We start from the raw sequence: 19,256 nt of genomic DNA, 5'->3' as shown, positions 1-19,256 counted from the left end.
TGCTTGACCTTCCAGTTGCTGGAAGGTTCATAACCCTATTCAGGTGCCGCTCCCGGCGCGGAGAGAGTTATGAATATCAAGCACGAACACGATCACCATCACAGCCACGCCCATGGCGACAATCATTGCCATTGCGGCCATGATCAGGAGAAGGCTGCCGACGCCATTGTCCGTGATCCCATCTGCGGCATGACCGTCGATCCGCAGGCCGGCAAGCCCTCACTCGACCATGGCGGCCGCACCTATCATTTCTGTTCCGAGCATTGCCGAACGAAATTTGCGGCAGCACCCGAGGATTACCTGACGGCGAAGGACCCCGTCTGCGGCATGAGCGTCGATCGCTCGACGGCGAGATATTTCCTGAAAGCCGAGGGCGAGAAATTCTATTTCTGCTCGGCCGCGTGCCAGGCGAAGTTCGAAGCCGACCCTGCAGCCTACCGCGATGGCCAGCGCCCGACGACAAAACCGGCGCCGAAGGGTACGCTCTATACCTGCCCGATGCATCCTGAAGTCGTCAGCGATCGCCCCGGCGACTGCCCGAAATGCGGCATGGCGCTGGAGCCGATGGGCATCCCCCCAGCCGACGAAGGCCCGAACCCGGAACTCGTCGATTTCGTCAGGCGGCTCTGGGTCAGCGCCATCCTTGCCCTGCCGCTGCTGGCGCTCGGCATGGGGCCGATGCTCGGCCTGCCGCTCCGCGAAGCGATCGGCGAGCCGCAGGCGACCTTCATCGAACTGCTGCTGGCAACCCCGGTGGTGCTCTGGGCCGCCCTGCCCTTCTTCCGCCGCGCATGGGCGTCCGTTGTCAACCGCAGCCCGAATATGTGGACGCTGATCGGTCTCGGTGTCGGCACCGCCTATCTCTACAGCGTCGTCGCCACGCTTGCGCCCGGCATCTTCCCGATGAGTTTTCGTGGCCATGGCGCGGCCGTGCCGGTCTATTTCGAGGCAGCGGCCGTCATCGTCGCGCTCGTCTTCGTCGGCCAAGTGCTGGAATTGAAAGCGCGCGAACGCACCGGCTCGGCAATCCGCGCTTTGCTGGACCTTGCGCCGAAGACAGCACGCCGCATCGATGCCGAAGGCAACGAAAGTGACGTGCCGGTGGACGACATCAATGTCGCCGACCGGCTGCGCGTTCGCCCCGGCGAGCGGGTGCCGGTGGACGGTTCCGTCCTCGAGGGCCAGTCGACCGTCGATGAATCGATGATATCGGGCGAGCCCCTGCCCGTAGAGAAATCGAAAGGCGATCCGCTGACCGGCGGCACGATCAACAAGAACGGCACCTTCGTGATGTCCGCCGAGAAGGTCGGCGCAGACACGGTGCTGTCGCGCATCGTCGACATGGTCGCCAAGGCACAGCGCTCGCGGGCGCCGATCCAGGGGGCGGTCGATAGAGTATCGGCCGTCTTCGTGCCGGCGGTCGTCGCCGTCGCCCTTCTTGCCTTCCTCGCCTGGGCCGCGATCGGGCCGGAGCCGCGCATGGCGAACGGCCTGCTTGCCGCCGTCGCCGTTCTGATCATCGCCTGCCCCTGTGCGCTCGGCCTTGCGACGCCGATGTCGATCATGATCGCAACGGGGCGTGGTGCTGGAGAAGGCGTGCTGATCAAAGATGCCGAAGCGCTAGAACGCTTCTCCAAGGTCGATACGCTGATCGTCGACAAGACGGGCACGCTGACCGAAGGAAAGCCGAAGCTTACCGATATCGCAGCCTTCGGCGGGGTCGGGGAAGACCGGCTGCTATCGCTGGCGGCAAGCCTGGAGCGCGGCTCCGAACATCCGCTGGCCGAAGCGATCGTTTCCGGCGCCGAGGAGCGCGGTGTCGCCTTCGTCGAGGTCACCGGCTTCGAGGCAACGACCGGCAAGGGCGTTCAGGGCATTGCCGACGGCACGACGGTCGCGCTCGGCAATGCGGCGATGCTTGCCGATCTCGGCATCGATCCGGCAGCACTTAGCGAGAAGACCGAAGCTCTGCGGGGCGACGGCAAGACGGTGATGTTCGTGGTGTTCGACGGCGCGCTTGCCGGGCTTGTTGCCGTTGCCGACCGGATCAAGCCGACGACGGCTGCCGCCATCCAGGCGCTGCATGATAGTGGGTTGAAGATCATCATGGCGACGGGCGACAATGAGCGCACGGCGCGGGCGGTGGCAAAAAGCCTCGGCATCGACGAGGTGCGCGCCGATGTGCTTCCGGAAGGCAAGAAGGCGCTGATCGATGAACTGCGTAGCAAAGGCGCTATCATCGCCATGGCCGGCGACGGCGTCAATGACGCGCCGGCGCTTGCCGCCGCCGATGTCGGCATCGCCATGGGCACCGGCGCCGACGTCGCGATGGAAAGCGCCGGCATCACATTGGTGAAGGGCGATCTCACCGGCATCGTCAGGGCGCGGCGGCTGGCGGAGGCGACGATGCGCAACATCCGCCAGAATCTCGGCTTCGCCTTCGGCTATAATGCGCTCGGCGTGCCGGTCGCCGCCGGCGTGCTCTATCCGATCTTCGGGCTGCTGCTTTCGCCGATGATCGCCGCGGCAGCGATGAGCCTGTCATCCGTCTCGGTGATTTCAAATGCGCTGAGACTGCGCTTTGCAAAACTATAGGAGATAGCGATGAATATCGGCGAAGCATCGGAACGGTCCGGCCTGCCGTCTAAGACCATCCGCTACTACGAGGATATCGGCCTCATCCGCCCCGAAAGGGGTGGAAACGGCTATCGCGACTATGCCGCGACCGACGTCCACAAGCTGCGTTTCCTGCAGCGCTCGCGCGGCCTCGGCTTTTCGGTCGAGGAATGCCGGCAATTGCTGGCGCTCTATGAGGACAAGGATCGGGCGAGCGCCGACGTTAGGGATATCGCTCAGACAAAGCTTACCGAGATCGACCGCAAGATCCGCGAGCTGACGGAACTGCGACGGACGCTGGAGCACCTCGTGCTTGCCTGCCACGGCAACGACAGGCCGGACTGTCCGATCCTCGAAGAGCTTTCGGACGGCGCCTGACCATTTCGCACGAGCAGGCCGATTCAGGCGGCCTGCATCAGGAAAGCGGCGGCATGTTCTGGTTGGCCGCCTGCGAAGTTTGAGCCCGCTCGTCGGGCTCGTCGTCTTCACTATCGTCCAGCACGCCGTCATCCAGCCTATGCTTGATCGCCAGCGCATAGATCACGTCGAGAATATTGCGGTCTCTGAGATGAGGATCGGTCAGCGCGAGAAGCGAGGCCCGGACGATCTTCTTGCTGGTGGCCTTCGGACAACGCGCCTTGACGAAATCATAGAGCGCCTCATCCGTCAGCCCTTCCATGGCGCCGTCCACGAGAGCTTCGTAGACCCGCTTCTTTTCCTTCATTCTTTATTTTTCCCCTGCAAATCAGCGGCGTCATGATCTGTCATGTAATTGTCATACACAATCGCCGATTTGAGGCGCCTGTCCACTGGAGAAGAATGTCCGATCGTGGTCCGGGCAGCATTCTTTTGGCTAATCAACTTTTTTGCCTCGGCCGGGAATAAAATCGGCTGCACTTGCGTATACTCAATCATGGAACGCAAAGACCGCCCCTTCGATGTCATCGGACAGCTTGCAGCGCTGAGGCGCTACGCGCGCTCGCTGGTGCGCAATTCGGACGAGGCGGAGGATCTGGTGCACGATGCGCTGGTGCGCGCCTTCGAGAAGCGCAAGAGCTTCCGCAGCGGCGGCAACCTGCGCACCTGGCTGCTCTCCATCCTGCACAATGCCCATATCGACCGTCTGCGCCGGAACCGGTCGCTGACGCGCCGCCACGACGAGGCGGCTGTCGAAGCAGAGCAGTCGCTGCCGGCCGGCCAGGAACATGCTGTGCGCCTGCAGCAGGTGCGCGACGCCTTCTTCGACCTGCCGGAGGAACAGCGCGAGGCGCTGCATCTCGTCGCCATCGAAGACCTTTCCTACCAGGAAGCAGCCCAGGCGCTCGGCATTCCCGTGGGGACGCTGATGTCGCGCATCTCGCGGGCTCGTGCGCAGCTGCGCGAATTCGAGGAGAAGACGCCACGCGTTTCGCATCTGAGAATCATCGGAGGGAACGGCAATGAAAGCAATTGATCCGATCCTCGATGCCGATCTCGACGCCTACGTCGATGGCGAACTCGATGTCGCCCGTCGCATCCAGGTGGAATCCTATCTTTCCGAGCATCCGGCGATTGCCGCCAAGGTGATGGCCGACCTCAGCGTCAAGGGCGAACTGCGTCTGGCGCTTGCCGGCGAAAGTGCCTTCGGCCGCCCAGAGACCCGCGATGCCGCCCGCCGGCTGGAACGTGGCCTTTCCTATGGCCGCATCTTCCATTCCATGCAGCGCGTTGCCGCCGTCGGTATTCTGATCGCCGCCGGCTGGGTGGCGCACAATTCCTTCGGCGCCTTCTCGGCGACGGAGGTGTCGGCTTCCGTCCCGGCGCCCGCCTATGTCGAGGATGCCGTTCGCGCTTATCAGACCGCGGCCCTGCGCCAATCGATGCCTTCGCAGACATCGGCCACCTATAACGCTGACGACATCCGCGCCGCCACCGCGATCGTGATGCCCGAACTGCCTAGGGATTGGAAAGTTGCCGACGTGCAGATCTTCCCGTCCGAATTCGGCCCCAGCGTCGAAATGGCGATCGAGCAGTCCGATGGAAAGCGGCTGTCGCTTTTCGCCGTCCGCCCGGGCGCCTTCGAAGTCAAGCCGGTCAGTCATCTCACGCTTGAGAAAGCAGAAGCCGCCTATTGGCAGATCGGCGAGGTCGCCTATGCGCTCATCGCCGACGATAGCGGTCTCAATCTCGACCAGGCGGCCGAACGGCTCGCCCGCTCGCTCTATTAATTCAAACCGAGGAGATCAGCATGAACCCGATCAATCCCCGCTACGGTGCCGTCGCCGGCTCCCAGGCCCTCTTCGACGAAGGCCTGCGCCAGCATATGCTGCGCGTCTACAACTATATGGCTCTCGGCCTCGTCATTACAGGCCTCGTGGCCTTTGTCGTCGGCTCGACGCCGGCACTCTACGTCCCGATCTTCGGCTCGCCGCTGAAGTGGGTGGTGATGCTTGCTCCGCTCGCCTTCGTCTTCTTCTTCTCGTTCAAGATCCAGACGATGTCGGCCAGCACCGCTCAGATCACCTTCTGGGCCTTCTGCGCCGTGATGGGCCTGTCGCTCGCTTCCGTCTTCCTGGTCTTCACCGGGATGAGCATCGCGCGAACCTTCTTCATCACCGCCACGATGTTCGGCGCCACCAGCCTCTACGGCTATGCGACCAAGCGTGACCTCTCGCGCATGGGCTCGTTCCTGATGATGGGCCTGTTCGGCATCATCATCGCCAGCATCGTCAACATCTTCCTGGGTTCGAGCGCACTGCAGTTTGCGATCTCGGTGATCGGCATCGTCGTCTTCGTCGGCCTCACCGCCTACGACACGCAGAACATCAAGGAACAGTATTCGGAGAACTTCGATCAGGAATCGAACCAGAAGCTCGCCGTTTTCGGTGCGCTCTCGCTCTACCTGAACTTCGTCAACATCTTCCAGCTTCTGCTCAACTTCACCGGCGAGCGGGAATAGGACTGCGCTTCTGGGGGCAAAGGAAGCGCAAGAGCGCCTGGTCTGCAGTCTGTGACAGGATGGCTGGCTGGGTGCTCACCTAAAGGAAACGGCCGGGCCAACGCCCGGCCGTTTTCGTTTCAAGCGAACCGCGTCAAATCGCACTCATGCGACGCGCTTTAAATCTTTGTCTTATGCATGTCGTTGTCCCAAAGCCGCTGCACACTTTTGGGCGACATGCACTAGATGATACCCCAGGCGCGATAGCGGCCGCGGCCGGTGATTTCGCGAATGCCGATCTCGTTGACGAGGTTGAGCGCGCCGCGCGGCGTAATGCGCAGATGACGGGCGATCATCGCCGCCGAGACCATCGGCCGCGACAGGATGAAATCGGCAAGCTCCGGCAGGCTGCTGTTCGAACGGCGACCGCGAAAGCGCAGCTCCATCTGTGTGCGCGCCAGGGACAGGCGGTCGATTTCCTTGAGGCCGGCCGCAGCACCGAGATGCATCGCCTCCAGAAAGGCTAGCAGCCGTGTGGCCCGATCGCGCGCCCGACGACGCTCATGGCGCACCAGTTTCAATCCGCCATAGAAAGAAAAGAGGTGCGAAGCAACCTTGCCGCGGGCGCGCAGCTGGCTTGCGACAAGAAGACCGCCGAGCCAGTGCTGACGTCGCAACGGCTCGATTCTCTCCCAGGCTTCGAAAAGGATGACGGCGCCAAGAACCGGCGGCAGGCTGTCGGCCAATGGCAGTACGCTCCGCCACTCCGCAAGCCGCTGTTCCTCGTCCCATTCGTCGTCACCAAGCAAGCCGAGAGGATCTTCGTTGGGCCTTGCCGGGACAACGGCCGTCTCGCCTGCCGGCGTTTTCCCGGTATGGATATCGAGCAGCTTCTGCGAGCGCGCAAGCAGCGCATCGATCTCCGCCATTTCGGCCGCGAGCGGCCCGTCCTCATCCTCGCCCTCTTCATCGGCCTCAACCGGAGCTGCGAGGCTCTTGGCGTCCTGCGCTTTCCCCTCCCCTTCCCCGCCGGTCGCGGTCAGCGTTGCGAGGCCCGCGACGCCAAGTGCCCAGCCGGGTTCGCCGGTCCATATGCGCCGACGCGCCCGCAGCACGGAATGGGCGATCGTCAGTTCGTGGGTCGGAGCGCGGCTATCCATATGCGCATCATGCAAAACGAGATCCTCGACATGCACGAGTTCGCCGGCCACCCAAAGCGCGCCGGCGGCATCGAAGAAATGACTACGTTCGGCAAAGCCTTCGCCGACCACCGAACGCAACACCCGCTCGTCCAGCCGCGCCAGCGCATCCTCCGCCGCGGTAAGGGAGGGAAGCAGAGTTTGGAGCATTGCACCGTCGATATCGTAGCGCATTGTTAAACTTTACGGTTTTTCACAAATGGAAGCAAATTACGAGTTTCTTTCCGATGTATGCCATGGTTTAACGATGTATTTCAACAAAAGGTATGGGAAGGAGCCGTTAAGATGGCTGATCGAGCGGCTGCATAAGGAAGCACTCTCGGACGCGGCATGGCGTCCAGGCATGCCTGCGATTTCTCTCAGATAGACAATCGCATCCTTCGAAGTACCGCTGCTCGCAATCCCCACCACCGCACGCCGTTCCCGAACGGTAACGATCGCCCGGTTCAAAATGGGTGTCTTCGAAGATTGTCAGCTTGTCGACCTCATTAGCTGCGCCAACCAATTCGAAAACGAAGTCTGTTTTTGCAGGTCGAGGTCAAATTCTGGCTGCGCCGCTTCCCACTGGCACCGATCTCTCAGGCTAGCCAATCCGGACCCACCCCGGCTGAAGCTATGATCGGGCATCAAAGATCGTGACATTCAAGAGCGTAACCCACACCGTATCGCGTGCGAATCTTCAGATTGCGGAGTCCTGCAAATGCTTTTCGCAGCCGGCCGATATGCACGTCAACCGTCCGGCTTTCCACGGCGTGCGGAGCTGGCCAAACGGCCTCGATGAGTTGCATGCGCGTACTGATCTGCCCCTGCCTTTCTAATAGGAATCTAAAGATTCTCATCTCCATTGGCGCAAGTGCTATTCTTGTGCCTGACACCACGACGACGTGCGACCCGAGGACGACCTCGGCGGTGGCAGCAAAATTTGGTTGGGTTAGCGCCTCCGAGCGCGGCCTTATGCCGTGGAGAAAGGCGAGAAGCTTTGACGGCGACAAAGGACGTGTGATGCCTTCGTCGAGCCCGGCCTTGATCAACTCCAAGTGTTGGGCACGCGTGTCCTCACCGATAAGAGCACCCACTGGAATCCCTGAATTCTTCAAGAGCGCACATAACGGCGCAATATCACTCGACCACCCTGCACAATCCAGTACGATGGCGGAAACCCCTGCAGATGCGCAGGCTACCACGACATCGTCGTCACTTGCAGCAAGACGCGCCTCGAAGCCCTCACAACGCAGGATATGCGCGAGGAGCAGATAAAGCTCAGCGTTCCGTGAGCAAACCAGAATGACAGAAGCCATGTCGATTGCCTCTTTCCTAGCCAGACAAAACGGCAAAACTCAACTCGGCGCGAATTCGCCACCGTTGACATCTATGATGGCTCCATTGACGAACCCGGCATCTTCCGATGCCAGGAATGCAATGACCCCGGCGACGTCGTCCGGAGAACCGAGCCTGCCGGCTGGAATACGAGCCAGCGCGTCGATGTTGGTGTTGTTTTGCGGGGAGCCTGTCAGTGGCGTCAGGATGCGACCTGGCGCCACGACATTTGATGTTATGCCATAGGGGCCATATTGAGACACCAGCGCACGGGACAACCCTGAAAGTGCGGCTTTGGACGTCGCATAAGCGGCGCCTGCGATCCGTGGTCTCGTCCGGCCGGCAAGAGAGCCAACGAATATGACCCGTCCGTAACCCTTTTCCTTCATCACGGGCAAAACGGCTCGACAACACAGCATCGCCCCCGTCAGGTTGACGGAGAGCACGTCGTTCCACTCTTCCAGGGTAAGGTCGGCGGAAAGACCTTTTGGCGAAATCCCCGCGTTGCAAACGAGAATCCCAGGTGCGCCCAAGACACGACCGACTTCGCCGAAAAAGGAATTGATGGCCTCAGGTTCGCGGAGATCGACCTTTTTCGCCAGCCACCGCTCTGGCTCGAAAGCCTCGGCAAGCGCGGCCCCTGCGGCGATGACGCTTGCATCACCATGGCTGAAGACGGCAACCCGATGTCCCGCACTGAGCAGACGAAACGCAGAGGCAAGACCGATTCCGGTCGTGCCACCGCTGACGACCGCAACACGCGGGGTATCCTGGCTCATGCTGCCTGATCCAATGCAGCGAATAGCGAAATCGGGGGATGGGCGTCGGCGTCCGTTATCACCTCGATCAGCAAAGGCCCTTCTTCACGCAGGCCGCGCTCGAGGCAACGAGGAAGATCGGCGGGATCAGAGATTCGAACAGCCGGGCAGCCGCAAGCTTCGGCAATCTGTCGATGATCGACATCCGCGAAGCTGCAGGCGGTGGTGAAGCTGCCGAACTTGACGGTTTCAGCATCACGCTGGAAGCCGAGGATGCCGTTGTTCAAGACGATGATGAGTACGGGTAGCTTGCTCCGCACCATGGTCTCCAGCTCCGCCCAGCTATGCGCGAAGCCGCCGTCCCCTACGATGGCGACCACCGGCTCGTCCGGCCTCGCCGCTTTTGCACCGAGCGCAAGTGGCAAGCCCCACCCGAGTCCAGCAAGACCCCGCGGCGACAGGAAGCGCATACCGGAGGAAAGAGCCCGCAATTGGCCAGCTATCCACATTGAGGAATAGCTCGCATCGGCAACAACGGTCGTCTCTGCCGTCAGCACTTGCTGCAGGTCCGACATGACCCGCTCGGGACGTATCGGACTGTTCTCCGAACCAGCTACGGATTCCCGCTCCGTGTCAAACGCGCGCCAGAAACCGGCGATCCGGGCCGTCATCTTATCGCGCTGCGATGCGCGGTACGAGAGATCGCGTCGGGCAAGCGCGCTTCGAAGTGCGCTAATGGTTTCGGCCGCATCGCCTGCCAATCTGACCGCTTCGTAGTTGCGCCCGATTTCGGTGGGATCGACATCGATGTGGATGACTGATGCGGACCGGGGGATTTGGCGCCAACTGTCAGTGCCGTTCTGATTGGTTCGCGTTCCGACCAGAATGACGAGATCGGCCTCTTCGACAAGGGCAAGCGTGTGCCGCCCAAGCGATCGCGGCCCGACGAGAGCCCCGAGAACGCCAGCTGACAGCGGGTGGTATTCGTCGACGGCGCCTTTTCCCATATTGGTCGTCAGCACGGGAAGCGAGGCTTCGTCCTGTAGCCCCGAAAGCTCGCCAGCGGCATGGCTCGCATGGACGCCTCCTCCGGCTATGACGATGGGTGCCTGGGCCGTGGCGATCATTGAGGCCGCGCGCTCGATGTCACAATCGCGCGGACGTAACCGATCGAGCGGCCAGTGGCCTAGGACAGCCTCACGACGAAAGGGCGAAGGGACTATCTGCTCCCGCAAGAGGTCGGCCGGGAGCAGGAGAGCTGCCGGTCCTGGCCGGCCCGAGGCGGCTGCCGTGAAGGCAGCATCGACATAATCGTCGATCCGCTCCGCTACGAGAACTTTTCGCACCCACTTCGTGCAGGATTGGAATAGGGTAAGATGATCGAGTTCCTGGAATGCATTACGGTCAGCCTGATCGCGTTCGACATCCTGGACGAGAGCAACGACCGGAACGCTCGCCTTCAGCGCCTCGGCCAGCGGCGGAACAAGAAGCGTTGCGGCAGGTCCGTTCTGCGCTGCGACCACGCCGACCTTGCCGGAAAGGCGCGCATAGCCGTCGGCCATGGTCCCTCCCATGTTTTCCTGTCGGTAGGCGATTTGACGGATGCCGATTGCTTCGGCCGCAAGGATAACCGCCGAAGGCAGGCTCTGAGCAAAGATATGGGTGACGCCATGCCTCTTCAGGCAAAGAGCGATCCGCTCGGCGACGGTTAGATTATTGGTTGCCATGGTCACATGCCTGCTTCGGTTGGAGTTACTTCGAGGATTGAAAGGAAGTCTGAGAAGGCTGAGATGACTGCGTCACCGTCAGCGGTCGTCATTGCCGTCGAAATGCAGGCCGCAGCGCCATCGGGAAGCAGGATGCCGCAATTGAGGAAATGCTTTGAGAGCCGACCCATCAACTCGGCCTCTTCCGGTGCGAGATACGCCTCGCGAAAGTCCCTTGGCTGCCTTCCTTTCGGATGGATGCGAAACAAAGAGGCAGCTCCCGTCACGCTGAAGGCTGCACCATGGCGTTCGATTTCCTTTCGAAGTCCGACCCGGATGCGATCTCCAAGGCTCTCCAGTGAAGCGAAAGCGTCCTCCGTCATCGCCTCCATGGCGACCCGGCCTGCGACCATCGACACGGGATTTGCCGAAAACGTGCCGCCCTGCGGCAGCAGCGGCTTACCGCTGTCGCTTGCGAACACCCGCATTACGTCCTTGCGCCCGCCGATGGCCCCGACGGGAAAACCTCCGCCGATGATTTTTCCGGCGGCGACCAGGTCAGGGTGGAGACCATAGCGGGCCGATGCCCCCGTATATGACTGCCGCAGATTGAGGACCTCATCGGCCACGATGAGAATCCCATATTGCTTCGCGATCGCCTCGACAGCCGCGAAAAAGCTCGGCTCAGGCGCTATCAGCCCGGCGCGGCTCGGCATCGGATCGATCAGGATACAGGCAAGCGAAGGGGCAGCCGAAGCAATTCGGCGCTCCAGATCCGCGATGTCATTGAAGCGGATAACGGTCACCTCCTCACCTACCGAAGGCGGCATACCGCGATAGGCGGGTACGGCCGGCGACCCCAATGGGTCGTTCCATATAGTCGGCGTCACCGCCTGCCCCGTTTCCGCCCAGTCATAGGCGCCATGATAGGCGCCTTCGATCCGTGCAATGCCTGGCCGGCAGGTGAAGGCGCGAGCGGCCTTTATCGCAAACATCACTGCCTCGGTCCCGCTGTTGACGAAGCGAATATGTTCGATCGCTGGAATGCGCTCGATCAACAGCTCAGCCAGAGTGATCTCGTGCTCAGTCGGGTTAGAGAAACACGTTCCGCGATGAAGCAGATCTGCAACCGCGTCGGCAACTGGAAGAAAGCCATGGCCGTGTATCAGCGTCGTGAAATTATTATTCAGGTCGAGAAGGCGATTGCCGTCGACATCGAAGAGATAGGCGCCTTCCCCGCGTGAAATGTATAGCGGGCTAGGCTCATGATTGACCGTGACCCGCGTGATTCCGGTCGGAAATACGCGACGACCCCGTTTGAAGAAATGTTCGGACCTCGACCGGGAAAATCCCCGGCCGTCGCGCAAGATATAAGGGTGAAACATTCGATCTTCTCCGGCAAATGGGTCACGGTGCGACCCTTCATAATTTTGTTATCACAAAAATCATGAACCCGAAGAAGTTGCAACAAAAAAATCCGGCCACAATGCTATTCTCGCTTGAGACGCTCCTGCGCTGCTTTCTTGAGGCGACGATAGCCGTCTCGAATGTCGTTTTCCATTGCGGCTCGGACGGCGGAGGGATCTTTATCCACCAGAGCCTCAATCGCGGCCAGATGGTTGTGGACACCGTATTTTGCTTCCGCAAACTCGGGATAGAGGTCGTGGAACGCGGCACCCACCCTTAACCATAGGGCTTCGATGGTCGAAAGAAGGTGCGGCATCTCACACAGTCGATAGATCGTAAAGTGGAATTCCTTATTGTCGTGAAGAGCGTCCGAATAACGCTTTTCGTCGAGCGACAGCGTGATTTTCTCTTGAAGCGCCAATAGCTTATCGACGACATCATTCGTCGCGCAAAGCGTGCCTCTTTCTGTCGCCAATCCCTCAAGCGCAAGCCGCATCTGCGTGGCTTCATAAAGTGCCGCAAGATCGAGATGTGGAACGATGACCGTTTTTGGACCTACCATGACCAGCGCACCCTCAAAAACCAGACGGTTGATTGCCTCGCGCGCTGGCGTGGCACCAACCTTCAGCATTTCGGCAACCGAACGGATCGGCAACTTGTGACCGGGCTTGTAAACACCCCGCGTAAGTTGCTCTTTGATGGATGAATAGGCGAAGTCGCTGAGGCGCCCAGAGGGCAATTCCGACGCCGACGATTCCTCTTCAGTTGTATTATCGTTCAAAATTAACTCCCCACGAGTTGACATTTTCACATTTTTGTTGCAACAAAAATGCATCACGCAAAAATTGATCACGTAATGTGACAGCATAACGGGATCGCGAATATTAGCAACGCCTTGGCCCCGGCGGCTGAATAGCTCCGGTCTTGCCGGCACGACGCTCACAGCACCTGGCGCCGCGCGGGCGGAGCCGGGGGGGGGTCCATGCATCTCAAAGCACACAAAAGGAGATATCATTTTGATTGGCGCGCCTGTTTTTATCGATCGCATAGGCAAGGCCTACGGCAGCCAGACTGCCGTAGGCGAAGTGACGTTGGACATTTCGGCAGGCGAATTCTTGTCGATCCTTGGTCCATCCGGATCGGGCAAGACGACGCTTCTGACAATGATCGCCGGTTTCGAAAGCCCTTCTGCCGGACGCATCATCATTGGCGGTCGAGATGTCACCGCCGTATCGCCCGACCGCCGCAATATCGGGATGGTCTTCCAGCGTTATGCCTTGTTCCCACATCTGACCGTCGCCGAAAACATCGGCTTTCCCTTGCGGATGCGAGGCATCCGCAAGGACCTCAGGGCAGAACGCGTTGGCCGGGCGCTCGATCTCGTTCAACTCCCGGACTACGCCAAGCGCTATCCCCACGAACTTTCCGGCGGCCAGCAGCAGCGGGTGGCGGTCGCGCGAGCAATCGTGTTCGAACCGCCTGTTCTTTTGATGGACGAGCCACTCGGGGCACTGGACAAGAAGCTGCGCGAATCCATGCAGATCGAGATCAAGCAGCTTCAGAGGCGCCTCGGTGCAACGGTCATCTACGTGACGCACGATCAGGAGGAGGCCTTGACGATGTCCGACCGGATCGCTGTCATGGCAAAGGGGCATCTCGCGCAGCTCGGAACCCCGACGGATCTCTACTGTAATCCGCAGAGTGCCTTTGTAGCCGACTTCATCGGCAAGATGAACTTCCTGACGGGAGAATTCCTGGGCGGGACCGCTGGCCGCCAGACGATCAGACTGGGTGACGACGTGGTTATTGATACGCCCGGTGCAGCCCATGGTTTCGAGGGTTCGGCAAAAATAGGTGATCGCGTTCGGCTCGCGCTGCGGCCTGAGCGCCTTGGCCTTGCAGCGCGTGGCGCAGGGGGACAGAACGCCCTCCCCGGCCGGATCGAAACGTCGGTCTTTGCAGGCTCCTTCGACCTTCATCTCGTTCGCTCCGATTTCGGAAGCGGAGAGCTCATTCAGGTGCAGATCCCTGCTGACGGAAAGCGGGTGCCCTTTGCAACGGGGGCACTCGTGGATGTCATCGCCGAACGCGACGGTCTACGGCTCTTTACGGCTGCGGAGGCATGAAATGACCATGACAGTCGATAATTTGCCGGTTGCACCAACCCGTCCAGCAAGCTGGATTTTCTCACGCTCGGCGCGCCAGTATTCGCACGCGCTGACGCTCTTGCTTATTGTGCCGTTGATGCTCTTACTGGCCGGAGGCTTCATCTATCCAATTGGGCGGCTCGTCTCTTTGAGCCTAATGGCGCCGGGATTCACGCTGGAGCATTACGAGCGGATCGTGACCGAGCCACTCTACATGGAAGTCCTGCTTCGCACGTTGCAGACGGGTGCAATCGTAACAGTGGCGAGCTTGCTGCTTGGATATCCGGTTGCCTTTCTCATGTCCCGCGCCAAAGGCAAGACGGCGGTGATCGTATCGGCGGCGGTCTTCGTGCCGCTATGGACCTCAGTGCTGGTGCGATCCTACGCCTGGATCGTGCTGCTGCAGAGAAACGGCATCGTAAACGGTCTGCTGATCGAGAGCGGCCTCATTAACAGCCCGTTGAAGCTTATTTACACCGAAGGCGCAGTGATCCTTGCGATGACGCATGTCCTGATGCCCTTCATGATCCTGCCGATCTACAACGCTCTTCGCACTATTCCTGCAGAGTACCCCCAAGCCGCCCGCAATCTCGGCGCCGGCCCGATCGGCGCGTTCATGCGCGTGACCTTGCCGCTCAGCTTGCCCGGAATCTTTGCCGGGTGCGTCATGTGCTTCATCCTGGCGATCGGCTTTTACATCACACCGGCACTCGTCGGTGGGCCTGGAGCATTGATGATGGCAACGCTGATCGGTCAGCAAACCACCGTCCTGCTCGACTGGCCATTTGCCGCAGCGCTCGCGACCGTCCTTCTGACCACGACGCTGGTCTTCGTCCTTGTGTTCCGCAAGGCGCTTTCCCTCAGTAAAGGGATGAACAGTGTCAACTGAACCCGTAGCCATCGCCCCATTCGCCGGCTCTCCCGTCAAAAGCACCCATCGACCTTACGGCAAAGCAGCCTTGCAGCTCCTCGGCGGCCTCTTGATCGGAGCAATCCTGTTCTTACTGGTTCTGCCGACGCTGCTCGTCATCCCGATTTCGCTGAATGACAGCAGCTATATCGAGCTTCCGCCGAAGGGCCTAACGCTTCGCTGGTATGCCGAATTTCTATCCGATCCGGACTGGCGGGCAGCAACGATGTTCAGTCTGCAGATCGCGCTGGCGACGACGGTCGCTTCGACGGTTGTCGGAACGTTGGCTGCCATCGGGCTCGTTCGAGGCAATCTGCCGGGCAAGACCTTTCTGCAAGCGTTATCGCTGGGGCCAATGATCGTTCCCCATGTTGTCTTTGGCGTGGCCCTCTATCTGGTTTTTTCCCCGCTCAGCCTGACCGGTAATTTCACTGGCTTCCTGATCGCGCACACCGTGCTTGCGGTTCCCTACGTGATCATCACCGTTTCGGCGGCACTCGAGCGCTTCGATACGTCGCTCGAGCTTGCGGCACTGAATTGCGGGGCAAGCCGGAGCCGCGCCTTTTTCAGCATTGTGCTTCCCAACATCGCACCAGCAGTGGCTGCCGCTTCGGTTTTTGCATTTCTAGCGTCGTTCGATGAGGCAACAGTCGCCTTCTTCATTTCCGATACTGGCGGCAAAACGATCAGCCGCAAGATGTTCGAGGATATCGATTTCAACCTCACCCCGGTCATTGCTGCGGTTTCGACACTGCTCGTTGCGGTATCACTGGCGCTCATGGCGACCGTTCATCTCCTTACCGGCCGCGGGGAGGACTAACGTGGCCCATATCAATCGAACAGAGGAACACGCGATGAATAAGCGAACCAAGATCAATGCAATGCTTACGGCTTGCCTTATGCTTGCCGGTGCGGGGGCGGCTCAAGCTGAGGAGCAGGTCATCATTGCGACCACGGGTGGCGCCTATGATGCGGCGCTTCGAAAATTCTGGTTCGAACCATTTACCGGAGACACCGGCATTAAGGTTGTTTCGGTCGCGGCAACGAATGCCGAGATGCGCGCGAAAGCTGCTGCTATGGTTAAGACCAGCAATGTGACCTGGGACCTTTACCCGGACGGCGAGATACAGGCGAGCGCCGAAGCGCATCGGCTGACATCTGAAGACTTGACCGACTTCTGCAAAACTTTCCAGGGGCGGCCAGACCTGGTCGAGGACGCCTGCGTCAGTGCAGGGGCCAGGCTTTTTTCAACCGCAACGCTGATGGCCTACGACCCAACTGCCTTTAAAGATGGAAATCCATCGAGCTGGGCCGATATGTGGGACGAGACAAAGTTCCCTGGTGGTCGCGCGTTTCCAAATTTCGACGATCCGTGGCGGGTCATGGCTGCCGCGCTTCTCGCCGATGGCGTCCCGCGCGATAAGCTCTTTCCGCTCGACGTCGACCGCGCCCTCAGCAAGCTCAACGAGATACGCCCGGCAATATCGCTCTGGTGGAAGACCGGCGATCAGAGCGTTCAGGGCTTTCGCAATGGCGACTACAGCATCGGGCAGATCTGGCTGACGCGCGCAAATACACTGAAGGCGGAAGGGCGCCAAATCGCTTGGTCCAAGCAAGCGTCGTTCCTCGTTGGCGATCGCTTGACGATCATCAAGGATGCGCCGAACCAAGCAAACGCGTTGAAGTTGATCGCCTACTGGCTTGATCATCCGGAAGCGCAGGCCCGTGTGTGCGACGAACTTCTTTGCACGCCACCGAGTCGCAAGGCGATCGATTTGATGTCACCGGCTGCACGCGTGGCCCTGCCGAGCGACGAGGACATCCGGGATTACATCGTCATCCCGGACGCTAAATGGATCAACGACAATGCCGCAATGATGCTCGAGCGTTGGAATACCTGGATCCGATGATGATTCACCTCCGGGCGCCAATGTCGCCCGGAGGTGTTCAGACGAACCTTCATCCCTTGAGTGCACGGTTGATGGCAGTTGCGACGTCGCGCACTTCGGAAGCCGTGTGCCCGGCGGTCGGGCATATCCGCAGCCCCGCCCTCCCCTTAGCCACTGTCGGGAAGAAAATGGCCGACGTATAACAACCAGAATCAAGCACCAGTCTGGCAGCGCCGATTGCCGCGAGCTCGTCACCGACCATGACTGTTCTGATCGGGAGTGGGGATCCTGCTTGTGCGGTCGGCACCAGTTCGTCGAAAAGAGAAACGTGTTCGGCGAGCGCCCTTTGCCGCACGCCGAGTTCCGGTGTGCGATGGAGCGACTGAGACGCGAGAGCTGCACCGATCGCGGCAACATTGATAGAGGCCGAGAAGGCGTGCGCGAGAGCAAAGCGCCGGAAGATCTCTTCCTGGAAGGCTGTTGCGAGCAACAGAATGCCGCCCGAGGCTCCGAAGCCCTTCCCGAGCGAAGCTGCGATGATCGTCCGTTCACCGAGACCTTCTGGCATTTGTGAACGGGCAAACCCCTCACCTCTTTCCCCAAAGATCGATATGCCGTGAGCATCATCGATATAAAGGAGAGTCCGTATCGCTCCTGAAGCTCCCGCAACTCCTTGATTGGGGCACAGCCGCCCATGGAATACACACCGTCGCAAACATAAGCGACCGTCTCGTTCTGGCGGCAAATTTCCTCGAGCGCCTGAAGATCGTTGTGGCCTATGGTGCGCACCTCGCATTCTTCGGCAACGACGGGCTTGTTGAAGGCCAACGTTGCATGCGCGAGACGGTCGAATACCATGACTGGTTTTTTGCCGCCCGTCAGAACGCCGCACGCAATTAGGGGAAGCGCGCTCAGGTTGGCGGCAAGCACAGTTGTATAGGTGATCACCCTGGCGCCGAAGAGATCAGAAAGAGCATCCTCAAGGTCTCCGAGGGCTGCAAAATTGAGCCGCGTGCGGGCGCACGACCAATGCAGGGTTCCATAGCGCCGAATGGTTTCAATTGCGCCTTCGATGATTGAGGGATGATTGTCGAGCCCGAGATACGAGCAGCGGACGAAGTCGATGACGCGCTCCGATCTGCCCTCTGAAACTGGCAGTTCCACCGCTCGCCCATCGGACGGATGGACATAGAGTGCCATCAGGCCGTCAAGATGGGCCGCTGCAAAGTGGGGACTTGCGTGACTGATCAGGCCCGCGGTGTTTCTGTGGGATGTTTTCGCCGATCCGGCGCCCGAAGCTAACTCTTGCATGCTGACCTCCCAGGTGTTCCATGGGCTTCACGCTATGCGCGAGATCGTTGTTTATACAACGAAGGCGGCCACAAATTTTCGGGAAGTTCCAGTGAACATGTGAACGTAGCGAAGTCACATATATTGGGTAATCTCGATTGCATATCCCTCCTTTGGCACGGTGCGGATCACGTCGCGGCCAAGCGCCCGCCTCAATGCGCGCCGGAGCCGGCCGATGTGAACATCGACTGTCCGCGGCTCGACGAAGGCTGATTCCGGCCAAGCAGCGGCAATCAGTTCCGCGCGACCGAGAACGCGCCCCGCGTCGCCCATAAGAGCTCTCAGCAGACGAAACTCGATCGGGCTGAGATTAATCGGCATCCCCTTTACCAAGACACGCCGGCCGCTGACGTCCAGTTTCATATCGTCAAACATCGGAACGAAACGGTCAGACGCTTCGTTTGAGGAATTGCCTATTTCACGGTGCAGGTAAGTCAGGAGACGTTCCGGAGGCATCGGCCTTGTAAAGCTCTCATCGACGTTGGCTTTCAGTATGTCGAGATAGGCGGCCTTTTCGGCAACGAGCGCGATGAGCGTGAGGCCGTCGGCAAGCCCTTTTTCCTCCAGACTCGACGCGATATCTGCCAGAATTTGTGAACCCGGCTGGCAGTCGACGATGATGGCTGCAGCCCCGCGCGCCTCAGCGGTCGCAACTGCTTCATTTGGAATATCGACGAGGACGGTCCTGTATCCGGCGCCCTTCAGGATATATGACAGCATCAAATAGTAGTCGGCATCACGCGATACGATCGCCAGAAGAGCGCTCATTGGCTCGCCTCCCTCGCTACTGCCTGTATTGCGAACTCGTTTGATACGACAAAATTCTCGCGGGACTGCTTCATATTGGGCGGCACCTCGACCCTGGCGGGCAAAACTGACTGCGAAATACACCGTGACGGCGGCTATTTTATAGCTTGCCTTTCAATTTTGTTACAACATAATGTTGAAGCTGAGAAGCACTTCGCACAGAAGCGTAGATTTGCCAGGGACGACACGTGATCGTGGCCCACGCAGTGGGATCGACGTCCGGCATAATTTGA

Annotated in this window: 18 protein-coding genes and 1 pseudogene; 9 read left to right on the top strand and 10 right to left on the bottom strand. The window is 59.9% G+C overall.

All coding sequences use genetic code 11. The features are described from left to right. Nucleotides 1-69 precede the first annotated feature (69 nt). Both EEQ99_RS03570 and cueR read left to right on the top strand, forming a co-directional pair. Complete coding sequence (locus EEQ99_RS03570; RefSeq protein WP_029868147.1) at nucleotides 70-2,595, top strand: heavy metal translocating P-type ATPase; 2,526 nt, start codon at nucleotides 70-72, stop codon at nucleotides 2,593-2,595. A gap of 9 nt (nucleotides 2,596-2,604) precedes the next feature. Then, the gene (gene cueR / locus EEQ99_RS03565; RefSeq protein WP_029868146.1) at nucleotides 2,605-2,994 is read left to right on the top strand and encodes a Cu(I)-responsive transcriptional regulator; all 390 of its coding nucleotides are present in this window, start codon (nucleotides 2,605-2,607) and stop codon (nucleotides 2,992-2,994) included. A gap of 37 nt (nucleotides 2,995-3,031) precedes the next feature. On the opposite strand, the gene EEQ99_RS03560 is transcribed toward cueR, so the two are convergent. Next, nucleotides 3,032-3,340, bottom strand: a complete 309-nt coding sequence (locus EEQ99_RS03560) for a hypothetical protein (protein WP_029868145.1) — start codon at nucleotides 3,338-3,340, stop codon at nucleotides 3,032-3,034. After that, nucleotides 3,337-3,531: a hypothetical protein gene (locus tag EEQ99_RS03555; protein WP_029868144.1), complete on the bottom strand. Its 195-nt coding sequence runs from the start codon at nucleotides 3,529-3,531 to the stop codon at nucleotides 3,337-3,339. Before EEQ99_RS03555 ends, EEQ99_RS03560 begins: the two co-directional genes overlap by 4 nt. Between EEQ99_RS03555 and EEQ99_RS03550 the strand changes: the two genes are divergently transcribed. The 3 genes from EEQ99_RS03550 to EEQ99_RS03540 are packed head-to-tail and all read left to right on the top strand — an operon-like array spanning nucleotide 3,530 to nucleotide 5,554. Next, entirely contained in the window at nucleotides 3,530-4,069 is a 540-nt protein-coding gene (locus EEQ99_RS03550; protein WP_003553462.1) for a sigma-70 family RNA polymerase sigma factor, read from the top strand. The genes EEQ99_RS03555 and EEQ99_RS03550 overlap by 2 nt on opposite strands. Continuing rightward, nucleotides 4,056-4,823 (top strand): anti-sigma factor family protein, encoded by a 768-nt coding sequence (locus EEQ99_RS03545; protein WP_029868143.1) that lies wholly within the window; start codon nucleotides 4,056-4,058, stop codon nucleotides 4,821-4,823. The genes EEQ99_RS03550 and EEQ99_RS03545 overlap by 14 nt, the downstream gene beginning before the upstream one ends. A 20-nt stretch (nucleotides 4,824-4,843) precedes the next feature. Then, entirely contained in the window at nucleotides 4,844-5,554 is a 711-nt protein-coding gene (locus tag EEQ99_RS03540; RefSeq protein ID WP_029868142.1) for a Bax inhibitor-1/YccA family protein, read from the top strand. Between the two features lie 221 nt (nucleotides 5,555-5,775). Here the strand turns inward: EEQ99_RS03540 and EEQ99_RS03535 are convergent, their stop codons facing one another. The 6 genes from EEQ99_RS03535 to EEQ99_RS03510 all read right to left on the bottom strand — a co-directional run bounded on the left by EEQ99_RS03535 (nucleotide 5,776) and on the right by EEQ99_RS03510 (nucleotide 12,701). Then, nucleotides 5,776-6,906, bottom strand: a complete 1,131-nt coding sequence (locus EEQ99_RS03535; protein WP_097622679.1) for an RHE_PE00001 family protein — start codon at nucleotides 6,904-6,906, stop codon at nucleotides 5,776-5,778. 452 nt (nucleotides 6,907-7,358) lie between these two features. Then, entirely contained in the window at nucleotides 7,359-8,030 is a 672-nt protein-coding gene (locus tag EEQ99_RS03530; protein WP_028756403.1) for a response regulator transcription factor, read from the bottom strand. 39 nt (nucleotides 8,031-8,069) lie between these two features. Beyond that, the gene (gene fabG, locus EEQ99_RS03525) at nucleotides 8,070-8,828 is read right to left on the bottom strand and encodes a 3-oxoacyl-ACP reductase FabG (protein ID WP_028756402.1); all 759 of its coding nucleotides are present in this window, start codon (nucleotides 8,826-8,828) and stop codon (nucleotides 8,070-8,072) included. Then, nucleotides 8,825-10,534: an acetolactate synthase catalytic subunit gene (locus EEQ99_RS03520; protein ID WP_029868298.1), complete on the bottom strand. Its 1,710-nt coding sequence runs from the start codon at nucleotides 10,532-10,534 to the stop codon at nucleotides 8,825-8,827. The genes fabG and EEQ99_RS03520 overlap by 4 nt, the downstream gene beginning before the upstream one ends. Before the next feature lie 2 nt (nucleotides 10,535-10,536). Further along, complete coding sequence (locus tag EEQ99_RS03515; protein WP_029868299.1) at nucleotides 10,537-11,898, bottom strand: aspartate aminotransferase family protein; 1,362 nt, start codon at nucleotides 11,896-11,898, stop codon at nucleotides 10,537-10,539. Between the two features lie 104 nt (nucleotides 11,899-12,002). Beyond that, nucleotides 12,003-12,701, bottom strand: a complete 699-nt coding sequence (locus EEQ99_RS03510; protein WP_127430020.1) for a GntR family transcriptional regulator — start codon at nucleotides 12,699-12,701, stop codon at nucleotides 12,003-12,005. Nucleotides 12,702-12,936: 235 nt separating this feature from the next. Between EEQ99_RS03510 and EEQ99_RS03505 the strand changes: the two genes are divergently transcribed. From EEQ99_RS03505 to EEQ99_RS03490, 4 genes are all read left to right on the top strand, one after another. Then, entirely contained in the window at nucleotides 12,937-14,046 is a 1,110-nt protein-coding gene (locus tag EEQ99_RS03505) for an ABC transporter ATP-binding protein (RefSeq protein WP_029868301.1), read from the top strand. A 1-nt stretch (nucleotide 14,047) separates the two neighbouring features. Then, nucleotides 14,048-14,956 (top strand): ABC transporter permease, encoded by a 909-nt coding sequence (locus EEQ99_RS03500; protein ID WP_029868302.1) that lies wholly within the window; start codon nucleotides 14,048-14,050, stop codon nucleotides 14,954-14,956. A 70-nt stretch (nucleotides 14,957-15,026) separates the two neighbouring features. Beyond that, nucleotides 15,027-15,797, top strand: a complete 771-nt coding sequence (locus EEQ99_RS03495; RefSeq protein WP_097622678.1) for an ABC transporter permease — start codon at nucleotides 15,027-15,029, stop codon at nucleotides 15,795-15,797. A gap of 34 nt (nucleotides 15,798-15,831) precedes the next feature. Beyond that, the gene (locus tag EEQ99_RS03490) at nucleotides 15,832-16,887 is read left to right on the top strand and encodes an extracellular solute-binding protein (RefSeq protein ID WP_097622837.1); all 1,056 of its coding nucleotides are present in this window, start codon (nucleotides 15,832-15,834) and stop codon (nucleotides 16,885-16,887) included. Nucleotides 16,888-16,936: 49 nt separating this feature from the next. Here the strand turns inward: EEQ99_RS03490 and EEQ99_RS03485 are convergent. Both EEQ99_RS03485 and EEQ99_RS03480 read right to left on the bottom strand, forming a co-directional pair. Further along, nucleotides 16,937-18,177, bottom strand: a pseudogene (locus EEQ99_RS03485) (8-amino-7-oxononanoate synthase family protein). Nucleotides 18,178-18,291: 114 nt separating this feature from the next. Continuing rightward, complete coding sequence (locus EEQ99_RS03480) at nucleotides 18,292-18,984, bottom strand: winged helix-turn-helix transcriptional regulator (protein ID WP_097622677.1); 693 nt, start codon at nucleotides 18,982-18,984, stop codon at nucleotides 18,292-18,294. Nucleotides 18,985-19,256: the final 272 nt, after the last annotated feature.

The organism is Rhizobium anhuiense (assembly GCF_003985145.1).
GTDB lineage: Bacteria > Pseudomonadota > Alphaproteobacteria > Rhizobiales > Rhizobiaceae > Rhizobium > Rhizobium anhuiense.
This window is presented reverse-complemented; position numbering and strand designations above follow the sequence as displayed.

What these genes read in the sequence shown, in the direction of transcription:
- EEQ99_RS03570 (WP_029868147.1), top strand. Translation starts at nt 70, where the DNA reads ATGAATATCAAGCACGAACACGATCACCATCACAGCCACGCCCATGGC.
- cueR (WP_029868146.1), top strand. Translation starts at nt 2,605, where the DNA reads ATGAATATCGGCGAAGCATCGGAACGGTCCGGCCTGCCGTCTAAGACC.
- EEQ99_RS03560 (WP_029868145.1), bottom strand. Translation starts at nt 3,340, where the DNA reads ATGAAGGAAAAGAAGCGGGTCTACGAAGCTCTCGTGGACGGCGCCATG.
- EEQ99_RS03550 (WP_003553462.1), top strand. Translation starts at nt 3,530, where the DNA reads ATGGAACGCAAAGACCGCCCCTTCGATGTCATCGGACAGCTTGCAGCG.
- EEQ99_RS03555 (WP_029868144.1), bottom strand. Translation starts at nt 3,531, where the DNA reads ATGATTGAGTATACGCAAGTGCAGCCGATTTTATTCCCGGCCGAGGCA.
- EEQ99_RS03545 (WP_029868143.1), top strand. Translation starts at nt 4,056, where the DNA reads ATGAAAGCAATTGATCCGATCCTCGATGCCGATCTCGACGCCTACGTC.
- EEQ99_RS03540 (WP_029868142.1), top strand. Translation starts at nt 4,844, where the DNA reads ATGAACCCGATCAATCCCCGCTACGGTGCCGTCGCCGGCTCCCAGGCC.
- EEQ99_RS03535 (WP_097622679.1), bottom strand. Translation starts at nt 6,906, where the DNA reads ATGCGCTACGATATCGACGGTGCAATGCTCCAAACTCTGCTTCCCTCC.
- EEQ99_RS03530 (WP_028756403.1), bottom strand. Translation starts at nt 8,030, where the DNA reads ATGGCTTCTGTCATTCTGGTTTGCTCACGGAACGCTGAGCTTTATCTG.
- fabG (WP_028756402.1), bottom strand. Translation starts at nt 8,828, where the DNA reads ATGAGCCAGGATACCCCGCGTGTTGCGGTCGTCAGCGGTGGCACGACC.
- EEQ99_RS03520 (WP_029868298.1), bottom strand. Translation starts at nt 10,534, where the DNA reads ATGGCAACCAATAATCTAACCGTCGCCGAGCGGATCGCTCTTTGCCTG.
- EEQ99_RS03515 (WP_029868299.1), bottom strand. Translation starts at nt 11,898, where the DNA reads ATGTTTCACCCTTATATCTTGCGCGACGGCCGGGGATTTTCCCGGTCG.
- EEQ99_RS03500 (WP_029868302.1), top strand. Translation starts at nt 14,048, where the DNA reads ATGACCATGACAGTCGATAATTTGCCGGTTGCACCAACCCGTCCAGCA.
- EEQ99_RS03490 (WP_097622837.1), top strand. Translation starts at nt 15,832, where the DNA reads ATGAATAAGCGAACCAAGATCAATGCAATGCTTACGGCTTGCCTTATG.
- EEQ99_RS03480 (WP_097622677.1), bottom strand. Translation starts at nt 18,984, where the DNA reads ATGAGCGCTCTTCTGGCGATCGTATCGCGTGATGCCGACTACTATTTG.